The organism is Plantactinospora soyae (assembly GCF_014874095.1).
Lineage (GTDB): Bacteria > Actinomycetota > Actinomycetes > Mycobacteriales > Micromonosporaceae > Plantactinospora > Plantactinospora soyae.
This window is the reverse complement of sequence record NZ_JADBEB010000001.1, coordinates 2,549,837-2,571,890: the sequence shown is the minus strand read 5'-3', so window position 1 is coordinate 2,571,890 and position 22,054 is coordinate 2,549,837. Positions and strand designations below refer to the sequence as shown.

The following is a 22,054-nucleotide window of genomic DNA, read 5'->3' as shown; positions in this document are numbered from 1 at the left end:
GCAGGAGCGGGAAAGGGGGCAGATCCCGATCTTGCAGCCCGATGAGACGACGAGGACAGCCGCCGATCGGTCAAGGGCTGAACTCCCGGCACATCAGGAGAGGGACCCGGTCGAGCGGGAGTACGAACTCCAAGCCCGCATCGGGCCGGTGGAACGCCGACGATCAGGCGATCAGGCGAACCTTTTCCGCCTGCGGGCCCTTCTGACCCTGAGCGATCTCGAACTCGACGCGCTGACCGTCGTCAAGCGCCTTGTAGCCGTCCATCTCGATCGCGGAGAAGTGGACGAAGACGTCCTGTCCACCATCGACCGCGATGAAGCCGTAGCCCTTTTCGCTGTTGAACCACTTCACGGTGCCCTGCGCCACGGTGCACTTCCTTACTCCGGTCGCGCCGGAGCTGACAGAGCCCCGGCGTCGACGTACGCCTGCCGGGGCCGCCGACCCGTTTTCGCCACGGTGTCACGCAATTGAGGGATCGAACGAATCAAGCGGCCGAACCCGCACGGTACACCAAGGCCGGGCGGCAGCGCACTAGGCTAAAACGGTCATGAGGCCGACAACCGGGCGCCCGATTCCGCACCGGCTCCCATTGGCGGCCATCGTTACCCGACCCGGCAGACGCCGATCAGAACCGGAAAAGGCCCGGTTACCCGGCGGAACGGGGCGGCGTACGGCGTGCGACCATGGCGAACGTGCCGGCACCCATCCCGCAGACCGCCACCAACGCCGCGCTCGGTCGACCCACCGGCCCGTCCCGGGCGAACCCGGCGAGCCCGACAGCTCCGAACGGGACAGCGTCGAATTCACCGAACCCGACAGCTTCGAACGGGACAGCGTCGAACCCGCCGGACCCGACAGCTCCGAACCGGACAGCGCCGGGTCCGGGGTCCCCGGAGCTGGCGACGCCGAACCCGGCCGACGGAGCGGACCGGTCCGGCGACCGTCCGGCATCCGGAACGGCGGCGGCGAGCGCGGCCGCCAGGGCCGGCCTTCCCACGATCCGCCGGGTACGAGTCACCGACGCGGCCCGGTTCCGGGCCATCCGACTGGAGATGCTCGCCGACTCGCCGCTGGCCTTCCTGGAGACCCTCGCCGACGCGGCGGCCCGGCCACACGCCGAGGTAGCCGCCCGGGTCGCCGGGATGTCGTCCGGTCACCGCAGTGCGGCGTTCATCGCCGAGGTCGACGGGCGGATCGTCGGCCACGCCGGTGGACAGGCGGCGTACGGCCAGCCGGGCGTCAGCGTCGTCTTCGCCGTCTACCTCACTCCCTCGTGGCGGGGCAGTGGACTACTGGCCGCCCTGATCGACGAGGTGGCCGCCTGGTCCAGCGCCGCCGGCCGCAGGGAACTACTGCTGGAGGTCGTGGTCGGCAACGACCGGGCCGTACGGGCCTACGAGCGGCTCGGTTTCGTCGACACGGGCGTACGGGTGGCACATCCGATCGTGCCCGCGCTCCGCGAACTACAGATGCGCCGCACCACCTGAGGACCGGTTAGGAAGGGCCCCTTCTTCTACAGAAAACGATAAGAAGGGGCCCTTCCTTTCACTTCAGCTGTGGCGGCGGGCCTGGACCACGCGGAACCGGTTGGCGACGTACGCGCCGTCGGTGAGGGCCGCGTTCGCGGCCGGGTTGGCGCCGCTGCCGTGGAAGTCGGAGAACGCGGCCGACTGGTTGACGAAGACGCCGCCGGTCAGGTTGCAGGACAGGTGTACTCCGGTTTCGATCGCCGCCGTCTCGGCGGCGTCGAGGACCGCGTCGTCGGTGGAGTAGACGGCGGCGGTGAGGGCGCCGCGTTCGCCGACCGTCTGGCGGAGCAGGGCCAGGCTGTGCGGGGTGGAGTCGGTCGAGATGACGAACGAGATCGGGCCGAGCCACTCCCGCCCGTACGTGCCGACGGCGTCCGCGCCGAGCTTCGCGATCAGCGGGGTCCGGACCACCGCACCGGGGTAGGTGGGGTGCTCGACGGAGCGGGACGGCAGGATCTGCTCGCCGACCCCGGCAACCTCGTCGAGCCGGGCCAGTACGCCGTCGTTGACGATCGCGCCGATCAGCTCGACCGCGCGGGCCGGGTCGCCGGTGAGCTTCCCGACCACCCCGGCGATGCCGGCGGCGACCTCGTCGAAGCTCTTGTGTCCCTGGTCGGTGTCGATTCCGCCGGCCGGCACCAGGATGTTCTGCGGGGTGGTGCACATCTGTCCGCTGTAGAGGGTCAGCGAGAAGCCGATGTTGCGGCACATTCCCGCGAAGTCGTCGGTCGAGTCGACCACGATCGCGTTGACCCCGGCCTTCTCGGTGTAGACGGCGGCCTGCCGGGCGTTGGCCTCGAGCCAGTCGCCGTACTCGGTGGAGCCGGTGAAGTCGACGATCCTGACCTCGGGCCGCAGCGCCAGGGTGGAGGCGAGGCCCTCGCCGGGCGCCTCGGCGGCGAGCAGCATCAGGTTCGGGTCGAACCCGGCCTCGGCCAGCACCTCGCGGGCGTACCGGACGGTGATGGCGAGCGGCAGCACGGCCCGGGGGTGCGGCTTGACCACGACCGGGTTGCCGGTGACCAGCGAGGCGAACAGGCCGGGGTAGGTGTTCCAGGTCGGGAAGGTGTTGCAGCCGATCGCCAGCGCCACGCCACGCGGCACCACGTGGAAGGTCTTGGTCATCCGCAGCGGGTCGCCCTTGCCGGCCGGCTTCTCCCAGGACGCGGTCGCCGGCTGCCGGGTCATCTCCCGGTACGCGTAGGCGAGCGATTCGAGCGCCCGGTCCAGGGCGTGTGCGCCGCCGGCCTGGAAGGCCATCACGAACGCCTGCCCGCTGGTCGCGTGCACCGCGTTGGCCAGCTCGAAGATGTGCGCGTGCAGCCGGGCCAGGATCTCCAGACAGACGCCGACCCGGGTCTGCGGGCCGGCGTCGCGCCAGCCGGGCAGCGCGGCCGCGGCTGCGGCCAGCAGCACGTCGGGGTCGGCGTGCGGGTACGTCACCCCGAGGTCGATGCCGAACGGGCTCGCCTCGGTGGCCACCCAGTCGCCGGTGCCGGGCTGGTCGAGCGGGAACTTCCCGTCGAGGTACGCCCGGAAGGCGGCCTCGCCCTCGGCGGCGGCGGTTTCGCCGTACACCCGGGGGCTGGGCGACTCGGGATAGGCGGACCAGTAGGCGCGCTCGGTGATCGCGGTCAGCGCACGCTCCAGGGTGTCGGCGTGCCGGGCGAAGAAGGGGTGCGGGGTCTCCGTCATCCCGCCATCATGCCGCACCCGCCGGACCGGTCCCAGTCGCCGCCCGGTCGACTCAGATGGTCGCCTGCCAGCTGTTAAGTCCGGCGACCGCCTGGAAGCCGAGCGCCTCGTTGATCGAGATCATGTACTCGTTCACCGCCGCGTTGTACGTGTCGACGACCCGCAGCGCCGGCTCGTGCGTCCGCGCGTACCGAAGGTTCTCGATCTTGATGACGATGCCCAGGCGGTGGCCGCGGTGCCGCGGTTCGACCAGGGTGATCTGCTGGAAGGCGTGCCAGTCGCAGTCCCCGGTGAGGCTGATCGCCGTCCAGGCCACCAGCCGGCCGGTCGCGTCGTCGCGGGCGCCGCAGTTGTAGAAGCGCAGCCCCCGCGCGTCGAGTGCCGCTTCTATGCCGCGCAGCCGGTCGACGTCCGGTTTGGCCGCCTCCCAGGTGAGGTCGCCGATCGGCGCGTCCTCGATCAGCCGGCTGTCCAGGTAGGCCACGTCCGCCGCGTACTCGTCCGGGACGCGCCCGTGCCAGCGCACGATCGAGTAGCCCTCGGCGCGGGTCAGGCCGGCGGTCAACAGCCGGTCCAGCTCCGGCTCGTCCAGCGTGGTCAGGTCGAGCCGGCGGCGTACGTCGGCGAGCGCCGGGTGCGCCCCCATCGCGGCGGCGAACGCGTCGCCGGGCGCGCCCCGACCGGCGGCGGGATCCATACTGGCCGTCTCACCGATCATCCGCTTGCGGCTCTGCTCCCGGAGCAACCCGACGGCGTAGTCGTGAAGGGCCCGGCCGACGCCGCGACGGCGGTGCTCGGGGTGCACCATGAGGACGACCTGGGCGTTCTCCCGGTTCTCCAGCTGGGGCAGGGTGAGCGCCAGACGGCCGACCGGCACACCGTCGAGATAGGCCAGCGCGTGCCGCTCCTCGTCACCCGGCCACGGATGCCTCAGCCCGCCGAAGAAGCGCTGCCGGGACAGCGGCGGCATGTCCGGCTGCTCGAACGCGCGACAGGCGGCCTCGATCGCGTACGCCCGCTCTGCTGCGGCGTCCCCGTCCGCGGCGGCGAGGTGCAGGGGGGTGACGACGATGTCCATGGCGTCGAGAGTGCCGGGTGTACCGGTCCGGCGCGACCGATTATCGCGGGCACCGTCACCCGAACGGGTGGATCGTCGTTGAGTCCATCGGGCCGATGGGCGTCGGCCCGGTCGAAAGAATTTGGTCGGGAGGACGCCCGCACAACGCCTCCGGCGCTGGGTCGTAAGAGCTTAAAAAGTCTACGGCGGTGCGTCCTCCCGCACGGAGCATCTTGCGTCCTGCAGATGCAGTCGTCAAGTCCTCTTCCGCGTGTTTTCGTCACCGGTGGCAAATCCCCAGCTACAGGCCGCATTCGTACCACTGTCGTGGACCGTGGCCCGCAGATGCGCGTACGGCGCGCACACTGCCGCGCCCGGTCACCATCGGTTCCGGACGGTGACCGGGACGTCGCGCTTGAGAATGTGGAGTCCGGCGGGAAGGGGCCGACTCAGCCGAGCAGGCCGGCGTCGCGGACCGCGCGCAGCGACGGCTTGACCCGGTACGTCGGGCCGACCTGGGCCGCCACCGCGTCGAGGGTCTTGAGGCCCTCGCCGGTGTTGTAGACGACCGTCTCGGCGTCCGGATCCAGCCGACCGCTCGCCACCAGCTTCGCCAGTACGGCCACGGTGACCCCGCCGGCCGTCTCGGCGAACACGCCGGTGGTCCGGGCCAACTGTCGGATCCCCGACCGGATCTCCTCGTCGTCGGCGTACTCCATCCAGCCGCCGGTCCGGCGTACCGCCTCCAGGGCGTAGAGGCCGGCGGCCGGGTCGCCGATGTTGAGCGACTTCGCGATGCCGGTCGGCCGGACCGGGGTGATCACGTCGGTGCCGGCGTGCAGCGCCGTGGCGATCGGGTTGCAGCCCGCCGACTGGGCGCCGAAGACCTTCCAGCCGTTGGCCGGGGCCTCGACCAGGCCGATCTCGACCAGTTCGCTGAACGCCTTGTCAATCTTGGTGAGCAGTTCGCCGCTGGCCATCGGGATGACCACCTGCTCCGGAATCCGCCAACCCAACTGCTCGGCGACCTCGTACCCCAGGGTCTTCGAGCCCTCGGCGTAGTACGGCCGGACGTTGACGTTGACGAACGCGGTGTCCTCGAACTCGTCGGTCTCCACCAGTTCGCCGCAGAGCCGGTTCACGTCGTCGTACGACCCGTCGATCGCGACCACGTCCCCGCCGTAGACGGCGGTGGTGACCACCTTGCCCAGTTCCAGGTCGCCGGGGATGAAGACGATCGACGGCACCCCGGCCCGGGCCGCGTGCGCGGCGACCGAGTTCGCCAGGTTGCCGGTCGAGGCGCAGGCGAACCGGGTGAAGCCGAGCTCCCGGGCGGCGGTCAGCGCCACCGAGACAACCCGGTCCTTGAACGAGTGGGTGGGGTTGGCGCTGTCGTCCTTGACCCAGAGCGGCGCCCGGATGCCCAGCTCGGCGGCGAGGCCGGGGGCCGGAACCAGCGGGGTGAGGCCGGGGTCGAGGGTGACCCGGGTGGCCGGGTCCTGGCCGGTCGGCAGCAGGGCGGCGTACCGCCACAGGTTCTGCGGGCCGGCCTCGATGTCGGCCCGGGTGACCCGGGCCAGTGCCTCGGTGTCGTAGCCGACCTCCAGCGGGCCGAAACACTCGAAGCAGGCATGCTGGGCGACGAGCGGGTACTCGGATCCGCAGCCGCGACAGACCAGCGCGCGGGCGGGGCTGGGGGTGACCTCGGTGGTCTGACTGGGGGTCGCGTCGATGATCGACGTCATGGCGATGGCCGTCCTCTCATCTTTCCCGGGACCGCACGGCGCGGCGGGGACGGATTTGGCACCTGCTCCGCGGTGGAGTGGTTGCCGGGGCGTCATCGGGCCGTATCCCTCAGCCCCTCTGGATGAGGTATGAAGTTGTCCGGCCAGTCTACGGGTCCGACCATCCCGCTGTCCCGGGCACTCGCCCGCTGTGACCAATATCCCGACCGGCTCCGGGCCCGAGACGGGGACGGGACGGGGACGGGCACGGCGAGGGTGAGGCCGTCGCCGGGAGCCGGCATCCCGGCCGTGGATCGTTGCCTTAGGCTAACGATCGTGCCGGACCAGGGCAGGACCGTCGACGACAGCGCGCCGGTCCGGTCGCCGAAGGTCCCTGGCCGGTGGAGGAGACGGGAGCACGACGTTGCGGGACGCGATGCAGGCCGGAACGGTCCGGATCACCGGGGCGGGCGGGGACGAGATCGAGGCGTACCTGGCCCAGCCGGTCGGCTCGGAGCCGCGCGGGGGCGTGGTGGTGATCCACCACATGCCCGGGTACGACGAGTCGACCAAGGAGATCACCCGGCGACTGGCCAGCTACGGGTACGCGGCCATCTGCCCCAACCTCTACAGCCGGGAGGCGCCGGGCGCCAGCCCCGACGACGCGGCGGCCACGGCTCGGGCCGCTGGCGGCGTACCCGATGACCGGCTGGTCGGTGACGTCGGCGGCGCGGCCGACCACCTGCGCGGGCTCCCCGCCTCGAACGGCAAGGTCGGGGTGATCGGGTACTGCTCCGGTGGGCGGCAGGCGTTCCTGGCCGCCTGCCGGCTGCCGCTGGACGCCGCCGTCGACTGCTACGGCGCGTTCGTCGTCGGCAACCCGCCGGAGAACTTCCCGCTGGCCGTGACACCGCTGCTGGACCAGGCGGGCTCGCTCTCCTGCCCGCTGCTCGGCATGTTCGGCGCGGACGACCAGTACCCCTCTCCCGCCCAGGTGGCGGAGTTGGCTGGAGAGCTGACCCGGCTGGGCAAGCCACACGAGTTCCACAGCTACCCCGACGCCGGACACGGCTTCTTCGCCGTGGACCGGCCCAGCTACCGGCCGCTCGCCGCGACCGAGGGCTGGCAGCGGGTCCGCGAGTTCTTCGACCGCCAACTCGGCGCCTGAGGAGGTCGGCATGTGCACCTACGTCACCGTGCGGCGAGAGGTCGAGGGAAGCGGGAAGGGCGCCGGCGGCTGGTTCCCGGTCAGCGACGCCACCGTCTACGTGGACCACCCGACGCACGCCCCGTACGCCCACACCCTCAACATCGACTTCCTGAACCCGGCCGCCGGGCCGGCCGCCCGGGTCGCGGTCGAGCTGACCGAGGAGTCGGCGCTCGCCCTGGTCGAGGCGATCCACGCCGCGCTCGCCGCCGCTCCGGCCGGGATGGCCAGCCGGGACCAGAAGCTCTGACCGGGGGTACGGCGGGCCGGGCGGTGGCCGTACCTCCGGCGCACCGGCAACCGGGCCCGATGGGCGAGGATGGGCCCGTGACGGCGTCAGGGGAAGTCGACATCTCGGCACGCGAGGCGGAGGTGCTCGCGCTGCTCGGTGAACGGTGCACCAACGCCGAGATCGCCGCGCGGCTGTTCATCTCCGTCCGTACCGTGGAAAGCCACGTGTCGTCGTTGCTGCGCAAGTGCGGCGTCGCCGACCGCCGGGCCCTGTCGGCGTTCGCTGCCGCCCGCGCTGCGACGCCGCCCCGGCGTACCGGTGGTGTCGCGGCTCTGCCGGTGCCGCGTACCAGGTTTGTCGGCCGCCGGCAGGAGCGGGACTCGGTGCTGGCCGCGCTGCCGGACACCCGGCTGGTGATGCTGGTCGGAACGGGTGGAGTCGGCAAGAGCCGACTCGCCGTCGAACTCGCCGCCGAGGCCGCGCCGCGGTTCCCGGACGGCGGTGCCTTCGTCGATCTCGTCCCGGTACGGGACGGCTTCGTGGCCCAGGCGGTGGCCGCCGCGCTGGGTGTCACCCCGAGTCCCCGGCAGCCGCTGACCGAGGCCATCGTGATGTGGCTCGGCGAGAGCCGGTCGCTGCTGGTGCTGGACAACTGCGAGCACCTGCTCGACGCGGTCGCGGTGTTCGCCGAGCGGATCCTGTCCGGCTGTCCGGGCGTGTCCATCGTCGCCACCAGTCGCGAGCGCCTGGGCGCGCCCGGGGAGCGGGTGGTGCCGGTGCTGCCGCTGCCGGATTCCGACGGCCGGGAACTCTTCGACGATCGCGCTGGTGCGGCCGGCTCCGCCGCCGACGACCCGGTGGTGGTCGGGGAACTCTGCGTACGCCTGGACAACCTGCCGTTGGCGATCGAACTCGCCGCCGCGCGCAGCGCGTCGCTCGGCGCCGCCGGTCTGCTCGCCGCCCTGCAGGATCCGCTGCGGATGTTGTCCGGCGGCCGGGATGCCGACCAACGGCACCGCTCGTTGCGCGCGGTACTCAACTGGAGTTACGGCCTGCTCGACGACGTCGAACAGGTGCTGTTCCGGCGTCTTGCCGTGTTCGCCGGTGGCTTCGACCTCGGCGCGGCCATGGTCGTGTCGGGCGGGGACAGCCTGGCCGAGACCGCGGATCTGCTCGGCCGGCTGGTGGACAAGAGCCTGGTGACGCACCAGCGCGACGCGGGTCGATGGCGGCTGTTGGGCACCGTACGGGCGTTCGCGCGGGAGCTGTTGGACGCCGACCAGGGCCGGGCCGAGGTGTTCGACCGCTATCTGGACTGGGCGTCCACGGCGGCCGGGAAACTGGTCGAGCGGCTGGGCGACGAGTGGCGGGACGACTTCGACGCCCTCGCCGACGACCTGCGCGCCGCGCTGCTGATCTGTCCGTCCGCCTCCGGCACCACGTGCCACCGGTTGGCGCGCGCGCTCGGCCGGCTCACGTACGCGCGCCGGTTCCTGGCGGACTCGGTGAGCTACTACCTCCAGGCGGCCGAGCGGGCGCCCGGACCTGCCGATGCGGCGCTGGATCTGCGTAGCGCGGCGGACTGCGCGATGATCGGCATGGCATCGGGAGCACGGGTCGTCGACCTGCTGCTCGCCTCCGCCCGACGCGCCGAGGCCGCCGGCGACGGCAATGCCATGGCGATCACGCTGGCCCGGCTGGTCGAACTCGTCAACCGCTGCGACGGCCGCATCGCCAGCGACATCTCCCACGAGCGCCTGGGCGGCCTGCTCGACGAGGCCCGTGCCGTCGGCGACCCCGGTGATCCCGCCGTCGCCGCCGCCATCGCCGTCGCCGCGGCGTGGAACGTCTCCAGCCGCAGATTCGACGCCGATCCCGTGCTCGCCCGTACCGCAGCGGAGGTGGCCCGGAACAGCGGTGACCCGGTGCTGGTCAGCGCGGGCCTCGATGCACTGGGCAGTGCGGCGGCGCAGACGGGCAGGCCGGCGGAGGCATACCGGATCAGCCAGGAGCGGTTGGGCCTGCTGCCGACACTCGACCGCACCGACCCGCGAGCGGCACCGGAGATCGACGACATCTTCCAGATGGCGGCCACCTCCGCACTGCGGGCCGGTGACCTGCCCAGCGCGCTGGATCTGGCGCGGCAGATGGTGCAGGACGACCTTTTCGGCAACCGCTCCTACTACGCCGTGAGCACCCTCGTACCGGCGCTGCTGCTCACGGGCGGTATCGACGAGGCGCTGGGGCATGCCAACGTGCTGTGGGACGGTTGGCAGCGGGCCGGACGCCCGCCGGTCGGCTACATGGTGAGCGTCGCGGCGTCCGCGGTACTCGGCTACGGGCTGCGCCACCACCGCGAGAATCTCCTACTCTGGCGTCGTCGCCTCGCGGAGTTCCCAGGTGGCCCCAGCGTCGACGTGTCGCGACTTCCGTCGGTGGTCTTCGCCCAGTGCCGTACCGCCGTCCACCTCAATCAGTTCGCCGACGCGTCGAGGCTGGTCGACCGGGCCTTCGGCGACTTCCACTCGTACCGGTACGACACGTACGCCTGTGCCGCGGGTGCGGAGTTGGCGGTCGTCGCCGGGCTGCCGGATGCGGTGGAACGGATCTCGGTCGCCGACCGGACGACGGCCGGGAACGCGTGGTCTGATGCCTGCCTGACCCGGGCCAGGGGCCGGTTGCACGGCGACGTCGACGCGCTCGCCGCCTCGCTGGCCGGTTTCCGGCGGATCGGTGCCCGGGCCGAGCACGCGTACACGTTGCTGCTCCTGCCGGGCCGCGAGCCCGAGGGGCGGGCCGAACTCGAGTCGCTGGGGCTGCCGCCGCCACCGGCCAGCGGGAAGCCGCCACCCGTCGGTGGGAAGCCGCCACCCGTCGGCGGGAGGTAGCCGGCACCGAGCCGCGATCCGTGCTCGTCGACCGGAGCGCGGTCAGTGGCCGGATCCGTGTCGGCCACGGATGTGCCCCGCCGCTGCGCGGTGGAGGGTCAGGTCAGGAGCGGCACCCGGCACGGCGGGTGCCTCCGGACCAAGGAGTGATCATGACCGACACCTTGCGGGAGACGACCGTCCAGACCCACCGGGTCTATCTCAAGGCCAGCCCGGAACAGATCTGGGCCGCGTTGACCGAGTCGGAGTGGACCCAGCGCTACGGCTACGGCGGCCGCATCGACATCGAGGCGCGGCCCGGCGGCGTCTACCGCGGCTACGCCAGTGAGGCGTGGGTCGGCCCGGACGTCCGCACCGTCATCATCGAGGGCGAGGTCATCGAGGCCCAACCGGGCACCCGACTGGCGCTGACCTGGCGGATGACGGGCGACCCCAGCATGGCGACCGAGAGCCCGACCCGGCTCAGCTACGACATCGCCCAGGACGAACGCGGCCTGGTCACGCTCACCGTCACGCACGACGTCACCGGCGCCCCGAACACCGCCGCCCTGCTCGCCGGCGACCTGCCCGGTACCGGTGGTGGTTGGCCGTTCGTGCTCAGCGACCTGAAGACCCTGCTGGAGACCGGATCGCCCCTCACCGCCTGAGTGGTCAGGTGCCGGGGTCGGTCTCCAGCCGGCCCCGGCACGTCCGCATGTGGGGCGCGAGCCGCGTCCCCGGGCCGGTGGGGGTCAGGAGACGACGTCCTTGCGGGTGAAGCGCCAGAAGGCGAGCGACCAGAAGACGGTGGCGTAGCAGATCGCCGAGATGGCGCCCTTGACGATGTCGTCGGTCTGCACCGGAGTGGAGAGCAGGCCCAGCCAGGCCTGGCTGTAGTGCGTCGGCAGGAAGTCCCGGAGCACCCCGAGCGCGGTGATCTGGTCCAGGATGCTGGACAGGATCCAGAGCAGCACGGCCCCGCCGACCGCGCCCAGCGCCGCGTCCGTGGTCACCGACAGCAGGAACGCCAGGCCGGCCACCACCAGCAGTACGACCGCCAGGTAGCCGAGGATGCCGAGCAGCCGTAGCAACCCCTCCCCGGCCGGGATCTGCGCCGCCACCGTGCTGCTCAGCGGCTCCCAGCCGTACCGGAGGGTGCCGGCGAGCATGGCGGTGCCGGCGAGCAGCAGCAGGGCCAGCAGCGAGTACGCCAGCGCGACCACCAGCTTCACCGTCAGCAGCCGGGCCCGGGGCACCGGTACGGCCAGCAGGTAACGCAGGCTTCCCCAGCTCGCCTCGCTCGCCACCGTGTCGCCGCAGAACAGCGCCACCACGACGACCAGCAGGAACGACGACGAGACGAGCAGCGAGAAGAGGGTGAAGTTGAGCCCGCCGGTGGTGGCCATCTCGATCAGGCTGCCGAACTCGCCCCCGCCGTTGTCGTCGTCCCCGGAACTCTCGAACTGGAAGGCGACCAGGATGACCAGTGGCAGCAGCACCATGAACCCCAGCGCGAGCTGGGTACGCCGCCGCGAGGCCTGCCGGCGCCACTCGGCGGCGATCGAGAGCGTGGCCCCGGGCCGGTAGCCGGCCGCACCGCCCGCCGCGTCCGGCGTACCGACGGTGTTGGTCTCGATGGTCGTCATCAGCGGTCCCCGCTTCCCCGAGAGTTCTCCCCGACCAGGGCGAGGAAGGCGTCCTCCAGGCGACGCCGGGGCACCACCCGGTCGACCCCGACACCGGCCCGGACCAGTTCGGCCACCACCTCGCTCCGGGCGGTGCCGTTGGTGTCCACCACCAGGCCGCCGTCCGGGTCCGGCAGCACCCGTACCCCGTCCAGCCGGTCGAGTACGGCCCGCGCGGCGGCATCGTCGGAGACGTCGAACTGGGTGCTCGGGGACTCGCCGACGATCTCGTCCACCCGACCGGACGCCACGATCGTCCCCTTGTGTACGACGACCGCGTGCGTACAGGTCTGTTCCACCTCGGCCAGCAGGTGGCTGGAGACCAGTACGGCCCGACCGTCGGTGGCGTACCGGCGCAGCACCCGGCGCATCTCGGCGATCTGCGGCGGGTCGAGCCCGTCGGTCGGCTCGTCCAGCACCAGCAGCTCCGGCAGGCCGAGCATGGCCTGCGCGATCGCCAACCGCTGCCGCATTCCGTGGCTGTACTTGCGGGTCTTGCGGTGCACCGAGTCGCCGAGCCCGGCGATCTCCAGCGCCTCGTCGAAGTGCGCGTCCGCCCACTTCCGACCCGTCGCCCGCCAGTACGCCCGCAGGTTCTCCAGCCCGCTCAGATGTGGCAGGAAGCCCGGTCCCTCGACCAGGGAGCCGATCCGGGACAGCACCGGCGAGCCGGGTACCAGCCGGTGGCCGAAGACGTGGATCTCGCCCGCGGTCGGCTGGGTCAGCCCCATCAGCACCCGGAGGGTGGTGGTCTTGCCGGCGCCGTTCGGCCCCAGCAGGCCGACCACCTGACCCCGGTGCACCTCGAAGTCGATCCGGGAGACCGCGACGAAGCCGTCGGCGTACTCCTTGCGTAGTTCGCGGACCACCAGCGGGGTGTCGGCGTACCCGGGGACGATCGAGGTGTCGTGCCGGCGGTGCCGGCGGCGTACCACGGCGACGACCACGACGAGCCCGAGCACGATGGCGGCGAGCAGGCCGACCAGGGTCCAGCGCCAGGCCACCGCCGGGGTGGCGATCGGCGTGCCGTCGACCGTCGGCAGCGACACCTCGGCGCCGGTCAGGGCGGCACCGCCCGGAACCGCCCCGACGTTCCCACCCGCCCCGCCGAGCGCGACGGTGTAGGTGACCGGCTCGGCCGGGGTGGCGTAGCCCTGGTCGGAGCTGGCGACCACGATCCGGAGCCGGTGTCCGGCCTCGATCCGGCGGACGATCGCCGGCAGGGTCACCCGGACCGGTACGGCCGCCGCGATGTCGGCGGGCAGGCCGGTCAGCCGTACCGGGGCGACCAGGCCGTTGGAGAGCGCGGCCGGACCGGTCGGGTCGACGTCGTAGAGCTTCACGAAGAGCACCGCCTCGCCGGTCGGCGAGGCGGCCCGGATCGCGACGCTCGGCGAGCCGACCACGTCGACCGCGTGCTCCAGCGGTGCCGACTCGAACCGGGCGTGCTGGCCCGGCAGGTCACCGGCCACGCCGTCGAGCAGCGAGGAGAACCCGCCGGCGAACGGCAGCGCCGAGATCGCCGCCGGATTTCCGTTGGGCGGGTTCGCGATCCGCTGCTGCGGCCCGGCGACCCCGACGGTGCTGGTGGCGGCGCCACCGACGCCGGGGTAGTCGGCGACGGAGAAGCCGGTGGCGACCAGGCCACGGTCCAGCGCGTCGAAGCCGGCGATCCGGGACCAGGTGAAGCTGGCCGACGGCGCCTCGCCGGCACCCTTGACGTAGTGGTCGAGCCACTGGGCCATCAGGAAACGGAGCCGGTCCTGGTCGGTCTGCGGGCCCTCGCCGCCGTCGTGTCCGCCGGTGAACCAGGCGACCCGGACCGGGGTGCCGGCCGCCGCGATGCCCCGGGCGTTGGCGTCGGCCTCGGCGAGCGGGAAGAGGGTGTCCGCCGCGCCCTGGACCAGCAGGGTGGGCGCCTTGATCCGGTCGAGCACCCCGGCCGGGCTGGACCGGCGGAGCAGCTCGACCGCCGCCGGGTCGCCCCGGCCGGTGGTGGCGATCCGCAGGTACGCGGCGCAGACGTCGGCGGCGAAGCGACCGCAGGCCGGATCGGTCGGGGTGGCTCCGGGTACCGCCCCCGGCACCGTGCCGAGCACCGGGTCCTGGCCGGCCGGAGGCTCGTTCCCGGTGCCCTCCGGACCGGATTCGTCGTCCGGGCCGGACTCGTCGTCGGAACTTCCGCCCGGGTTGCCGGCACCGCCCGGGGCGCCCAGGCCGCCGAGCCCGCCACCGCTTCCGCTGCCGAAGAAGATGCCGGCCCAGCCCTTCTTGAACACCCCGTCGACCGGTTCCCGGCCGGTGGACTCGGGCAGGAAGGAGCGGGCCAGGTCGTGCCACGTGATCATCGGCACGATGGCGTCCACCCGCTGGTCCTGGGCGGCGAGCAGCAGGGCCAGTCCGCCGCCGTACGAGCCGCCGACGACGCCCACCCGGGGGTCACCGGCCGCGTCCTTGCGGATGTCCGGTCGCTGGGCGAGCCAGTCGAGCAGCCGGGAGGCGTCCCGTACCTCGTAGTCGGGATTGTCCAGGTGGATCTGCCCGGTGCTGCGCCCGAACCCCCGGGCGGTGTACGTCAGCACGGCGTACCCGAGGTCGGCCAGGTCCTGCGCGTCGGAGGAGACCGAACGCTTCGTACCGCCGAACCCGTGCGCCAGCAGCACCGCCGGGGCCGGCCGGGCCGAACTCGCCCCCTCCGGCAGGTAGAACGTGGTATCCAGATCGACCGGCTGGTCCCCGTTCGGCCCGGACCGGACGGTGATCATCGAGTCCGTTGTGGAGTACGACCGCTGTTCCGGCCAGACCGCCCAGCCGACCAGCGCCGCGAGCAGCACCACCACGGTCGACCCGGCCACCACCCGCCGCCGGGTCAGGCGGGCCCGCCACGGCCGCGCGGGCGGGTTCGGGCCGGCGGCGTCCGGTCGGTCCGGCTCGGCCGGGCGCAGGACACGGCGCAGCCGCGCCAGCAGTCGGGAAGGCATGGGCACACCGTACGGCGCGGCGCCTGAGGGTTGGCTGAGATCCGCCGTACGTCCGTCCGGCTGGCCCGTTCGGTGTGGACGGTTGGTCGTCCGCGCCGGGAGGGGCGGTATCCGGCGAAGCATATTCGGATCCCGTGAATTCCGATCTTTCGGTGCACCAGCCATTAATCGATACATGCGCCTAGGCAACTATGCACAACGAGTGACATTTTCGGTCACTGGGCGTTACCTGTACCCAAGTGACGCATAACTGACTGCTCGACCTGGATCGTCCGGGTCCGAAGTCCATTAGTTTTCCGGTCCGGTGGACGGGACCGGCGGCCTCCCCACGCCCTCCACCAGATCGCACCCCTCGCCGATGGAGATGGACGATGACAGTTACCGCGCAGCGGTCTCGGCGCGTGTCGAAACGGACCGGTGTGGTGCTGCGAGTGCTCCTCGCGGTCGCCCTGCTGGTACCGATCGGTGTGCTGTTCAGCTCGCACTGGCAGACCACCGACGAGCGGCGGGCGTACGCGGACCGGGAACGGCACGGCATCGAGTACCTTCGTGCACTCGGGCCGGTCACGGTCGCCCTGGTCGACGCCCAGTCCAGCGCGGTGGCGGGTCGTTCGGGCGCCCGCGAGGCGCTGCGGAGTGCGGTCGAGAACACCAGCGCGGTGGACGTCCGGTACGGCGCCGAACTGCGGACCAGCGAGCGCTGGGCCGGGATACGCGCCAAGATCGAGGCGCTGCCGGACAGCACCCCGACGGATCCGGCCACCGCGTCGGCGGCGTACAGCGAGGCCGGCGACCTGCTGTTGGCCCTCTACGCCAAGGTGCGGGAGAGTTCCGGCCTGATCCGGGACCCGGAATCGGATTCGTACCACCTCCAGGACGCCGCGGCCGAGGAACTGCCGGAGGCCCTGGTCGCGGCCGGTCGCCTCGCCGACCTCACCGTGATGGCGGCGAAGCGTCCGACGTCCGAGCGGCTGCGGACCGCCGGCCAGCTGGCTCTGGCCCGCGCCGCCGTGGTCGAACCCGCGAGCGACCTGGTCAGCGGCCTGCGGGTGGCGGTCGAGGACACCGAGAGCCGGACCCTGGGCGGCAACCTGCTCCGGCGGCTCGACGGCTACCAGCGCGCGGTGGAGACACTGGCCGGACTCACCTCGGATCCCCGGGGTGCGGACCCGATCCAGGTGAGCACCGCCCGGTCCTCGGCACACCTGTCCGGAGCCGAACTCTCCACGATCATCCTGGCCGAGCTGGACATCCTGCTCGCGGAGCGCGCCGGCGAACTGACCGACCAGGGACTGATCGCGATCGCCGCGCTCGCACTCGCGGTGCTGATGATCGTGGCCCTGGCCGCCGGTACCCTGGTCGCCGGCCGGACGACCCGGCCCGGCTCCGCCTACCTCGGTGAACCCGGCATCATCCCGGCCGACGAGGCCCGCCCCGGCCTGGCCCGCGAGGTCGGACCGCCGCTGGGCGGGCCACCACTGGCCGAACCACCGCCCGTTCTCGGGTCACCGCTGGCCGGACCGCCACCGCTGGCCGGACCACCACCGCTGGCGCCACCGTCGCCGCTGCCCGAGCGCCGGTCGTACCGGCCGGACCCCGCTGGCGACCCGGGCCGGCGTAGCCCACTGCCGGACTGGCCGGACCCGGTACCCGCCGGACAGGCCAATCCGGCCATGCCCGGCGGCCAGGACGGCCAACCGGCGCACTGGGGACGTCCCGATGCTGCTCGGTAGGCTGCGGATCCGGGGCAGGCTCGCCCTGCTCGTCATCATCCCGCTGCTCAGCACCATCGGCCTCGCCGTACCGGTGCTGGTCGACCGGATCGACTCGGCCCGGAAGGCGGCCGACACCGCGGACTCCGTACGCCGGGCCGGCCGGGTCGGCACCCTGGTGCAGGAGTTGCAACTGGAGCGTCTGCTCTCGATCGGCTACCTGCTGAACGTCGTCGGCCGGTCCGAACTGGTCAAGCAGACCGCGCAGGTCGGAGACCGGCTCGCCGACCTGCGCGCCGAACTCGGCGAGGATGTGACCCCGGAGATCGAGACCGCCCTCGGCACCGTGCAGCGGCTCACCGACGTACGGCTCGGCGTACTCGCCCGACGGATCAGCCCGGACGAGGTGGTCAACGGGTTCGCGTACAGCCACACCAGCCTGATCGAGTCGTTGCGACTGGTCCGGAGCGCGGACGCGAACACGCCCGAGGGCCGACAGATGATCGCCCTGGACGCGGTGCTCCGGACCGACGAGGGGATCAGCGCCGCCGGCACCCTGATCGTGCTGGTCGTCGGGACGAAGAGCCCCTCCGCCGGCACCGCGTACGTGGCCAACATGTCCCGGCTGCAATCTAATCTGGCCCGGTTCCGTGGCTTCGCCACACCGGCCCAGAACGAGCTGTACGGGCTGGTGGAGCGGGCGGTGGCGGCCCGGACCAGCCCCGAGTTCCTCAGCGTCGGCTCGCTCAACCCGACCGGCGCGGTGATCGGGCTCTCCCTGGAACGGCTGTTCCCGGCCGTCTCCTCGCTGACCACCCTCGGCCAGTTCATCGAGAAGAAGATCGTCACCGATGTGGTCAGCGAGGTGACCGAGCAGCGTCAGCGGGCGATCGCGGGCGCGTACACCGTGGGTCTGCTGGTGCTGCTCATCATCGCGCTGATGATGCTGCTGAGCCTGGCCGTGGCCCGTACCGTCGCCCGGCCGCTGACCCGGCTGACCGTCTCCGCCGACCGGATGGCCCGGGTCGCCGAGGCGGAACTGGTCCGGATCGTCGACGACGAGTCCGAGTCGCCCGACCCGATCCGGCTCGACCCGGTGGACGTACGCGGCCGGGACGAGATCGGCGACCTGGCCCGGGCCTTCGAACGGGTGCAGGGTACGGCCGCCCGGCTGGTCGAGCGGCAGGCCGCCAGCCGGCGCAACGTGGCCCAGATGTTCGGGCACGTGGGACGGCGTACCCAGAATCTGGTCGGTCGGCAGATCGCGCTGATCGACCGGCTGGAACAGCAGGAGACGGATCCGGGCCGCCTACAGCACCTGTACCGGCTCGACCACGTCTCCAGCCGGCTGCGCCGCAACGCGAGCAGCCTGGTCGTGCTCTCCGGCGGGGCCGGCGGGGACGGGCACGTGGCTCCGCTGCCGCTCGGCGACGTGGTCCGGCTGGCACTCGGTGAGATCGAGGACTACACCCGGGTCGACGTGCAGGTCCGGCTCGATGTCGCGGTGGCACCCGGGGTCATCGGTGACCTCGTCCTCACCCTGGCCGAACTCATGGAGAACGCCACAGCCTTCTCCCCGCCGCACACCCGGGTGACGGTGCTCACCGAGGTCATGCCCGGCGGGGTACGGCTCAACCTGGTCGACCACGGCATCGGCATGACACCGGAGCGGCTGGCCGAGGAGAACGCCCGGTTGACCCGACGCGAGCGGCTCGACCTCGTGCCGACCGAGGTACTCGGACTGTTCGTGGTCGGTCGGCTCGCCCGACGGCACGGCTGGCAGGTGACCCTCTCCGCGACCACGCCCGGCGGCGGGGTGACCGTGGGCGTCGAGATCGACGACCAACTGCTGATCACCCGCCACCCGGAGGCGCCGGTGGTGGCCCGGGCACCGGTGCAGCAGCCGCTGCCCGTCCGGCCGGTCCACGTTCCCGACGCCGGACCGCCGATGGCCCTGGTGCCGGGCCGGCTCCCGGTGGAGAACCCGATCCTGAGGCCGACCGTGGCGCCGAGACCGGAGCCGACCGTGGTGCCAAGGCCGGACGTCGCACCGAGGCCGGACATGTCGCCGAGGCCGAGCCTGGCCCCGAGGCCGGACGTGCTGCCGATGGCCCCGATTCCGGAACTGGTGCCGGCGGCGGCCTCGACCGCGCCGGTCTTCGACGCCGAGCTGATCAGTCGGGCGACCCGGTCACTGGCCTCCGGCCGGCCCTGGAACGCCTTCCTGACCCGGTCACCCGAGAGCACCGGGCCGGACGTCACGGGCCAACCGGCCAGCACCAACCATGGGGAATCGCCGGAGCACCCGGAAGCCCGGGGGCCGGCCAACGGCTCGGACCGACCGGGTCACCCCGGCCAGCGCAACGGTGCGCCCGGCCAGCCGGCTGCCGGTGGCCCGGCGACGGGCGCCGTCGACAGCGGCCCGGGACCGACGGCCGCCGGCCCAGGCGCAGGGCTGCGCCAGCGGGTTCCGGGCGCCCAACTCCCCGCCACCGGCCCCAAGACCCGGCCCGAACCGACCCCGGCCGACCCGTCGGTGGTACGGGCGTTGATCGAGGAGTTCGAGGCCGGGGTACGCCGGGCGCAACGCGAGCAGCAGTCCCGGCCGCCCACTCCGCGACCGGCGCCGGAGCCCGAGAGCAGCCGCCCGGAGTACGAGAGCAGCCGCCGGGCACCGACCGAGGTACGCGCGGAGCACGGTGACCCCCGGACCGGCCAGGGTGGCGCCCGACCAGAGCACGGCGACCCGGCACGGCCGGAATCCGGTGGCTCCCAGCCGGGACAGGCTGGCCAGCGGCCGGCGACGACGGCAGCCCGCGCCAACGGAGTGGGAACGGCGGAATCCGGTGCCACCGGACCGGGTGCTCCTGCCGGCCCGGGTACCGCTGGCGCCGGAACGGGTGCCGCTCCGCCGCAACTCAACCGGCGGGTTCCCGGCGCGAACCTGAGCGTCCCGGCGCCACCCAACATCGCGACCGCCACGCCGGACGATCCCGACCGGGCCCGCGAGTTGATCATGCAGTTCGAGTCCGGCGTCGCCCGCGCGCTGAACGAAGTCCGTTCAGACAACCGCCACGAAGAGGGAACACCACGATGAGCACTCCCTTCATCCGCATGGAACAGGACCTGCAGGGAAACGGCACCGGCGAACTGAGTCAGGAGGCCCGGACCTTCAACTGGCTGCTCGACTCGTTCACCTCCGGCACGGCCGGCGTACAGGAGGCGATCGCGGTTTCCTCCGACGGCCTGCTGATGGCCATGTCGTCGATCAAGGACCGGTCCAACGCCGAACGACTCGCCGCGGTGGTGTCCGGGATGACCAGCCTGGCCAGTGGAGCCGCCAACTGGTACACCCTGGGTGCGCTCAACCGGGTCGTGGTGGACATGACCGACGGTTACCTGCTGGTCAGCGCGATCAGCAGCGGCTCGGTACTGGGGGTGGTCGCCGACCGAACGGCCAACCTCGGCACCGTCGCGTACGAGATGACCCTGTTCGCGGGTCGGGCCGGAGGAGCGCTCACCCCTCGGCTCATCGTCGAGCTGAAGAACTCCGTGCAGTCGTGATCGGAGGTGGTGCGGCGTCCGGGCCGCTCAGCCGGACATCGCCATACGCCCGCGGACGGAGCGAGGAGGTGCCATGACCGAACTGCCGGAACCGGAACCAGAGCCGGAGCCGGATGTGCTGCCGACGGTCCGGATCCGGCCCTACCTCCGGGCCGCGATGCCGGAGCCGGAGCCCGAGCCGGAGGCCGACACCGGGGAGATCCCGGTGTCCGACCCGGTGCCGACCGGGTTACGTCCGTTCGTACTCACCGCCGGGCGGGTGTCCGGGGTCGATCCGGCGATCAGTCTGGAGACCCAGGTCACCGCCAGATACGAGGGCAGTTCCTGGACCAACCTGCCAGTCACCCGTCTCGCTTCGGAACTCCAGGACATCGTCGCCTTGTGCGCCGAGCCGATGTCCGTGGCGGAGATCTCCGCACGGCTCCGGATGCACCTCGGCGTCACCAAGATCCTGGTCGGTGACCTGCGGGCCGCCGGCCACCTCGACGTACACGTCTGTGACGTCGAGGATGCCCACGACCCCGACCTCATTATGCGAGTGATCGATGGACTTCGTGCGATCTCCTGACTGGCCGACGTCCCCGCCGGCCGGCCCATTGGCCAACAGTGCGCCCGGCCGTTACGGCACGGGGTATGGCGTACCGGCTGGGCGGATGCCACCGCCGGTCGGATACCCCCAGCCGGCCCGTCCACAGCCACGCCACGCCCGCGAGTCGGACGGCGATCCGGTGGCGGCACCCCGGTCCGAACAGCGACGCGGTTCGAGCGCGCCGATCCCGGTGAAGATCCTCATCGCGGGTGGCTTCGGCGTCGGCAAGACCACCACGGTCGGCGCGATCTCCGAGATCGCGCCGTTGACCACCGAGGCGGAGATGACCACTGCCGGGATCGGCGTCGACGACCCCGGAATCCGCTCCGACAAGACGACCACCACCGTGGCGATGGACTTCGGCTGCGTCACCATCGACCGCAGCCTCAAGCTCTACCTCTTCGGTACGCCGGGTCAGTCGCGCTTCGGCTTCATGTGGGACGACCTGGCCCGTGGCGCGCTCGGTGCCCTGGTGGTGGTGGACAGTTCCCGGCTCGACGACTGCTACCCCGCCATCGACTACTTCGAACGTGCCCGGCTACCGTTCGTGGTCGCGGTCAACGCGTTCGACGGGCACATCGCACACGATCTCACCGCGATCCGTTGGGCGTTGGCGATCGGAGAGCATGTCCCATTGGTCCAGTTTGACGCCCGCGATCGGCTTTCGGTCCGCGATGCCCTACTGATCGTGCTGGATCGGGCGCTGGATCGAGCGATCCGGGAGCGGGAGACTTAGCCCGCGACGGTCCGGCCAATTCGGTCGACGGTTGGGCCGGGGAAGGTGACACCATGAGGGGCGAACTGGACGACGCACTCGCACGAATGGAGCGTCGCGAGGCGTTGCAGCGACGGCGGGCCCAGGAGGCGGCGGCGGCCCAGGCCGGGTCACCCGTCGACGAGGTGACCGAGGCCGTACAGCGGGTTGTCGCCGAGCATCCGTCGTTGGCGGTCACGATGTGGGTCGCCGACGGCCCGAAGATCTCGGCCATGCACGTCGCCTGGGTGGACGGAACGGTGACGGTACGGCCGGCGGCCGAACCGGCGTTGCCGACCGCCGGCCAGCCTCCGCATTCATGGCCAATGTCGGTCAAGACAGTGCCGAGTTGGGCAGCACCGGAGGATCCCCCGGCACCCGACGCCGCCGCCCGGCTGGCCGACCTGATCCGGCGGGACCCGTCCCTGCTCGGCCCGGACGACCACCAGCCCTGACG

At 72.1% G+C, this 22,054-nt stretch carries 18 protein-coding genes and 1 riboswitch; of the genes, 11 read left to right on the top strand and 7 right to left on the bottom strand.

Going from position 1 to position 22,054, the window contains the following annotated elements; genetic code table 11:
* Window positions 1–163 precede the first annotated feature (163 nt).
* Both H4W31_RS11475 and H4W31_RS11470 read right to left on the bottom strand, forming a co-directional pair.
* Complete coding sequence (locus tag H4W31_RS11475; protein ID WP_173040429.1) at window positions 164–367, bottom strand: cold-shock protein; 204 nt, start codon at window positions 365–367, stop codon at window positions 164–166.
* A 280-nt stretch (window positions 368–647) separates the two neighbouring features.
* A complete protein-coding gene (locus H4W31_RS11470) occupies window positions 648–998 on the bottom strand; it encodes a hypothetical protein (RefSeq protein WP_192766645.1) in 351 nt (116 codons plus the stop codon).
* 1 nt (window position 999) lies between these two features.
* Here H4W31_RS11470 and H4W31_RS11465 point away from each other — a divergent pair, with 1 nt between their 5' ends.
* Window positions 1,000–1,488, top strand: a complete 489-nt coding sequence (locus H4W31_RS11465; protein ID WP_318783729.1) for a GNAT family N-acetyltransferase — start codon at window positions 1,000–1,002, stop codon at window positions 1,486–1,488.
* A 63-nt stretch (window positions 1,489–1,551) separates the two neighbouring features.
* On the opposite strand, the gene paaN is transcribed toward H4W31_RS11465, so the two are convergent.
* From paaN to thrC, 3 genes are all read right to left on the bottom strand, one after another.
* Window positions 1,552–3,225, bottom strand: coding sequence for a phenylacetic acid degradation protein PaaN (gene paaN / locus H4W31_RS11460; RefSeq protein ID WP_192766643.1), 1,674 nt, complete (start codon window positions 3,223–3,225; stop codon window positions 1,552–1,554).
* Window positions 3,226–3,277: 52 nt separating this feature from the next.
* Window positions 3,278–4,303 (bottom strand): GNAT family N-acetyltransferase, encoded by a 1,026-nt coding sequence (locus H4W31_RS11455; RefSeq protein WP_192766642.1) that lies wholly within the window; start codon window positions 4,301–4,303, stop codon window positions 3,278–3,280.
* A 428-nt stretch (window positions 4,304–4,731) separates the two neighbouring features.
* Window positions 4,732–6,027, bottom strand: coding sequence for a threonine synthase (thrC, locus tag H4W31_RS11450; RefSeq protein ID WP_192766641.1), 1,296 nt, complete (start codon window positions 6,025–6,027; stop codon window positions 4,732–4,734).
* A gap of 13 nt (window positions 6,028–6,040) precedes the next feature.
* Window positions 6,041–6,156: riboswitch (SAM riboswitch) on the bottom strand.
* A 274-nt stretch (window positions 6,157–6,430) separates the two neighbouring features.
* Between thrC and H4W31_RS11445 the strand changes: the two genes are divergently transcribed.
* The 4 genes from H4W31_RS11445 (at window position 6,431) to H4W31_RS11430 (ending at window position 10,980) form a co-directional block, all read left to right on the top strand.
* Complete coding sequence (locus H4W31_RS11445) at window positions 6,431–7,174, top strand: dienelactone hydrolase family protein (protein WP_192766640.1); 744 nt, start codon at window positions 6,431–6,433, stop codon at window positions 7,172–7,174.
* Between the two features lie 10 nt (window positions 7,175–7,184).
* Window positions 7,185–7,463: a DUF6295 family protein gene (locus tag H4W31_RS11440; protein ID WP_192766639.1), complete on the top strand. Its 279-nt coding sequence runs from the start codon at window positions 7,185–7,187 to the stop codon at window positions 7,461–7,463.
* A gap of 77 nt (window positions 7,464–7,540) precedes the next feature.
* On the top strand, window positions 7,541–10,333 hold the full coding sequence (locus H4W31_RS11435) for a LuxR C-terminal-related transcriptional regulator (protein ID WP_192766638.1): 2,793 nt from the start codon (window positions 7,541–7,543) through the stop codon (window positions 10,331–10,333).
* Window positions 10,334–10,485: 152 nt separating this feature from the next.
* Entirely contained in the window at window positions 10,486–10,980 is a 495-nt protein-coding gene (locus H4W31_RS11430) for an SRPBCC domain-containing protein (RefSeq protein WP_192766637.1), read from the top strand.
* Window positions 10,981–11,064: 84 nt separating this feature from the next.
* Here the strand turns inward: H4W31_RS11430 and H4W31_RS11425 are convergent, their stop codons facing one another.
* Together H4W31_RS11425 and H4W31_RS11420 are read right to left on the bottom strand one after the other, a co-directional pair.
* The gene (locus H4W31_RS11425; RefSeq protein ID WP_192766636.1) at window positions 11,065–11,958 is read right to left on the bottom strand and encodes an ABC transporter permease subunit; all 894 of its coding nucleotides are present in this window, start codon (window positions 11,956–11,958) and stop codon (window positions 11,065–11,067) included.
* On the bottom strand, window positions 11,958–14,978 hold the full coding sequence (locus H4W31_RS11420; protein WP_192766635.1) for an alpha/beta fold hydrolase: 3,021 nt from the start codon (window positions 14,976–14,978) through the stop codon (window positions 11,958–11,960). The genes H4W31_RS11425 and H4W31_RS11420 overlap by 1 nt, the downstream gene beginning before the upstream one ends.
* A gap of 401 nt (window positions 14,979–15,379) precedes the next feature.
* Here H4W31_RS11420 and H4W31_RS11415 point away from each other — a divergent pair, with 401 nt between their 5' ends.
* The 6 genes from H4W31_RS11415 (at window position 15,380) to H4W31_RS11390 (ending at window position 22,052) form a co-directional block, all read left to right on the top strand.
* Entirely contained in the window at window positions 15,380–16,711 is a 1,332-nt protein-coding gene (locus H4W31_RS11415) for a hypothetical protein (protein ID WP_192766634.1), read from the top strand.
* On the top strand, window positions 16,698–19,787 hold the full coding sequence (locus H4W31_RS11410; protein WP_192766633.1) for a sensor histidine kinase: 3,090 nt from the start codon (window positions 16,698–16,700) through the stop codon (window positions 19,785–19,787). The genes H4W31_RS11415 and H4W31_RS11410 overlap by 14 nt, the downstream gene beginning before the upstream one ends.
* Window positions 19,784–20,254: a roadblock/LC7 domain-containing protein gene (locus tag H4W31_RS11405; protein WP_192766632.1), complete on the top strand. Its 471-nt coding sequence runs from the start codon at window positions 19,784–19,786 to the stop codon at window positions 20,252–20,254. Before H4W31_RS11410 ends, H4W31_RS11405 begins: the two co-directional genes overlap by 4 nt.
* 73 nt (window positions 20,255–20,327) lie before the next feature.
* Window positions 20,328–20,822 (top strand): DUF742 domain-containing protein, encoded by a 495-nt coding sequence (locus tag H4W31_RS11400; RefSeq protein WP_192766631.1) that lies wholly within the window; start codon window positions 20,328–20,330, stop codon window positions 20,820–20,822.
* A complete protein-coding gene (locus H4W31_RS11395) occupies window positions 20,800–21,579 on the top strand; it encodes a GTP-binding protein (RefSeq protein ID WP_192766630.1) in 780 nt (259 codons plus the stop codon). Before H4W31_RS11400 ends, H4W31_RS11395 begins: the two co-directional genes overlap by 23 nt.
* Before the next feature lie 53 nt (window positions 21,580–21,632).
* Window positions 21,633–22,052 carry a hypothetical protein gene (locus H4W31_RS11390; RefSeq protein WP_192766629.1) on the top strand — a complete coding sequence of 140 codons (420 nt, stop codon included), beginning with the start codon at window positions 21,633–21,635 and terminating at the stop codon, window positions 22,050–22,052.
* The last annotated feature ends 2 nt before the right edge of the window (window positions 22,053–22,054 follow it).

Coding starts and splice junctions, on each gene's coding strand:
- H4W31_RS11395 (WP_192766630.1), top strand. CDS start 20,800: ATGGACTTCGTGCGATCTCCTGACTGGCCGACGTCCCCGCCGGCCGGC.
- H4W31_RS11390 (WP_192766629.1), top strand. CDS start 21,633: ATGAGGGGCGAACTGGACGACGCACTCGCACGAATGGAGCGTCGCGAG.
- H4W31_RS11410 (WP_192766633.1), top strand. CDS start 16,698: ATGCTGCTCGGTAGGCTGCGGATCCGGGGCAGGCTCGCCCTGCTCGTC.
- paaN (WP_192766643.1), bottom strand. CDS start 3,225: ATGACGGAGACCCCGCACCCCTTCTTCGCCCGGCACGCCGACACCCTG.
- H4W31_RS11400 (WP_192766631.1), top strand. CDS start 20,328: ATGACCGAACTGCCGGAACCGGAACCAGAGCCGGAGCCGGATGTGCTG.
- H4W31_RS11405 (WP_192766632.1), top strand. CDS start 19,784: ATGAGCACTCCCTTCATCCGCATGGAACAGGACCTGCAGGGAAACGGC.
- H4W31_RS11455 (WP_192766642.1), bottom strand. CDS start 4,303: ATGGACATCGTCGTCACCCCCCTGCACCTCGCCGCCGCGGACGGGGAC.
- H4W31_RS11425 (WP_192766636.1), bottom strand. CDS start 11,958: ATGACGACCATCGAGACCAACACCGTCGGTACGCCGGACGCGGCGGGC.
- H4W31_RS11440 (WP_192766639.1), top strand. CDS start 7,185: ATGTGCACCTACGTCACCGTGCGGCGAGAGGTCGAGGGAAGCGGGAAG.
- H4W31_RS11430 (WP_192766637.1), top strand. CDS start 10,486: ATGACCGACACCTTGCGGGAGACGACCGTCCAGACCCACCGGGTCTAT.
- H4W31_RS11420 (WP_192766635.1), bottom strand. CDS start 14,978: ATGCCTTCCCGACTGCTGGCGCGGCTGCGCCGTGTCCTGCGCCCGGCC.
- thrC (WP_192766641.1), bottom strand. CDS start 6,027: ATGACGTCGATCATCGACGCGACCCCCAGTCAGACCACCGAGGTCACC.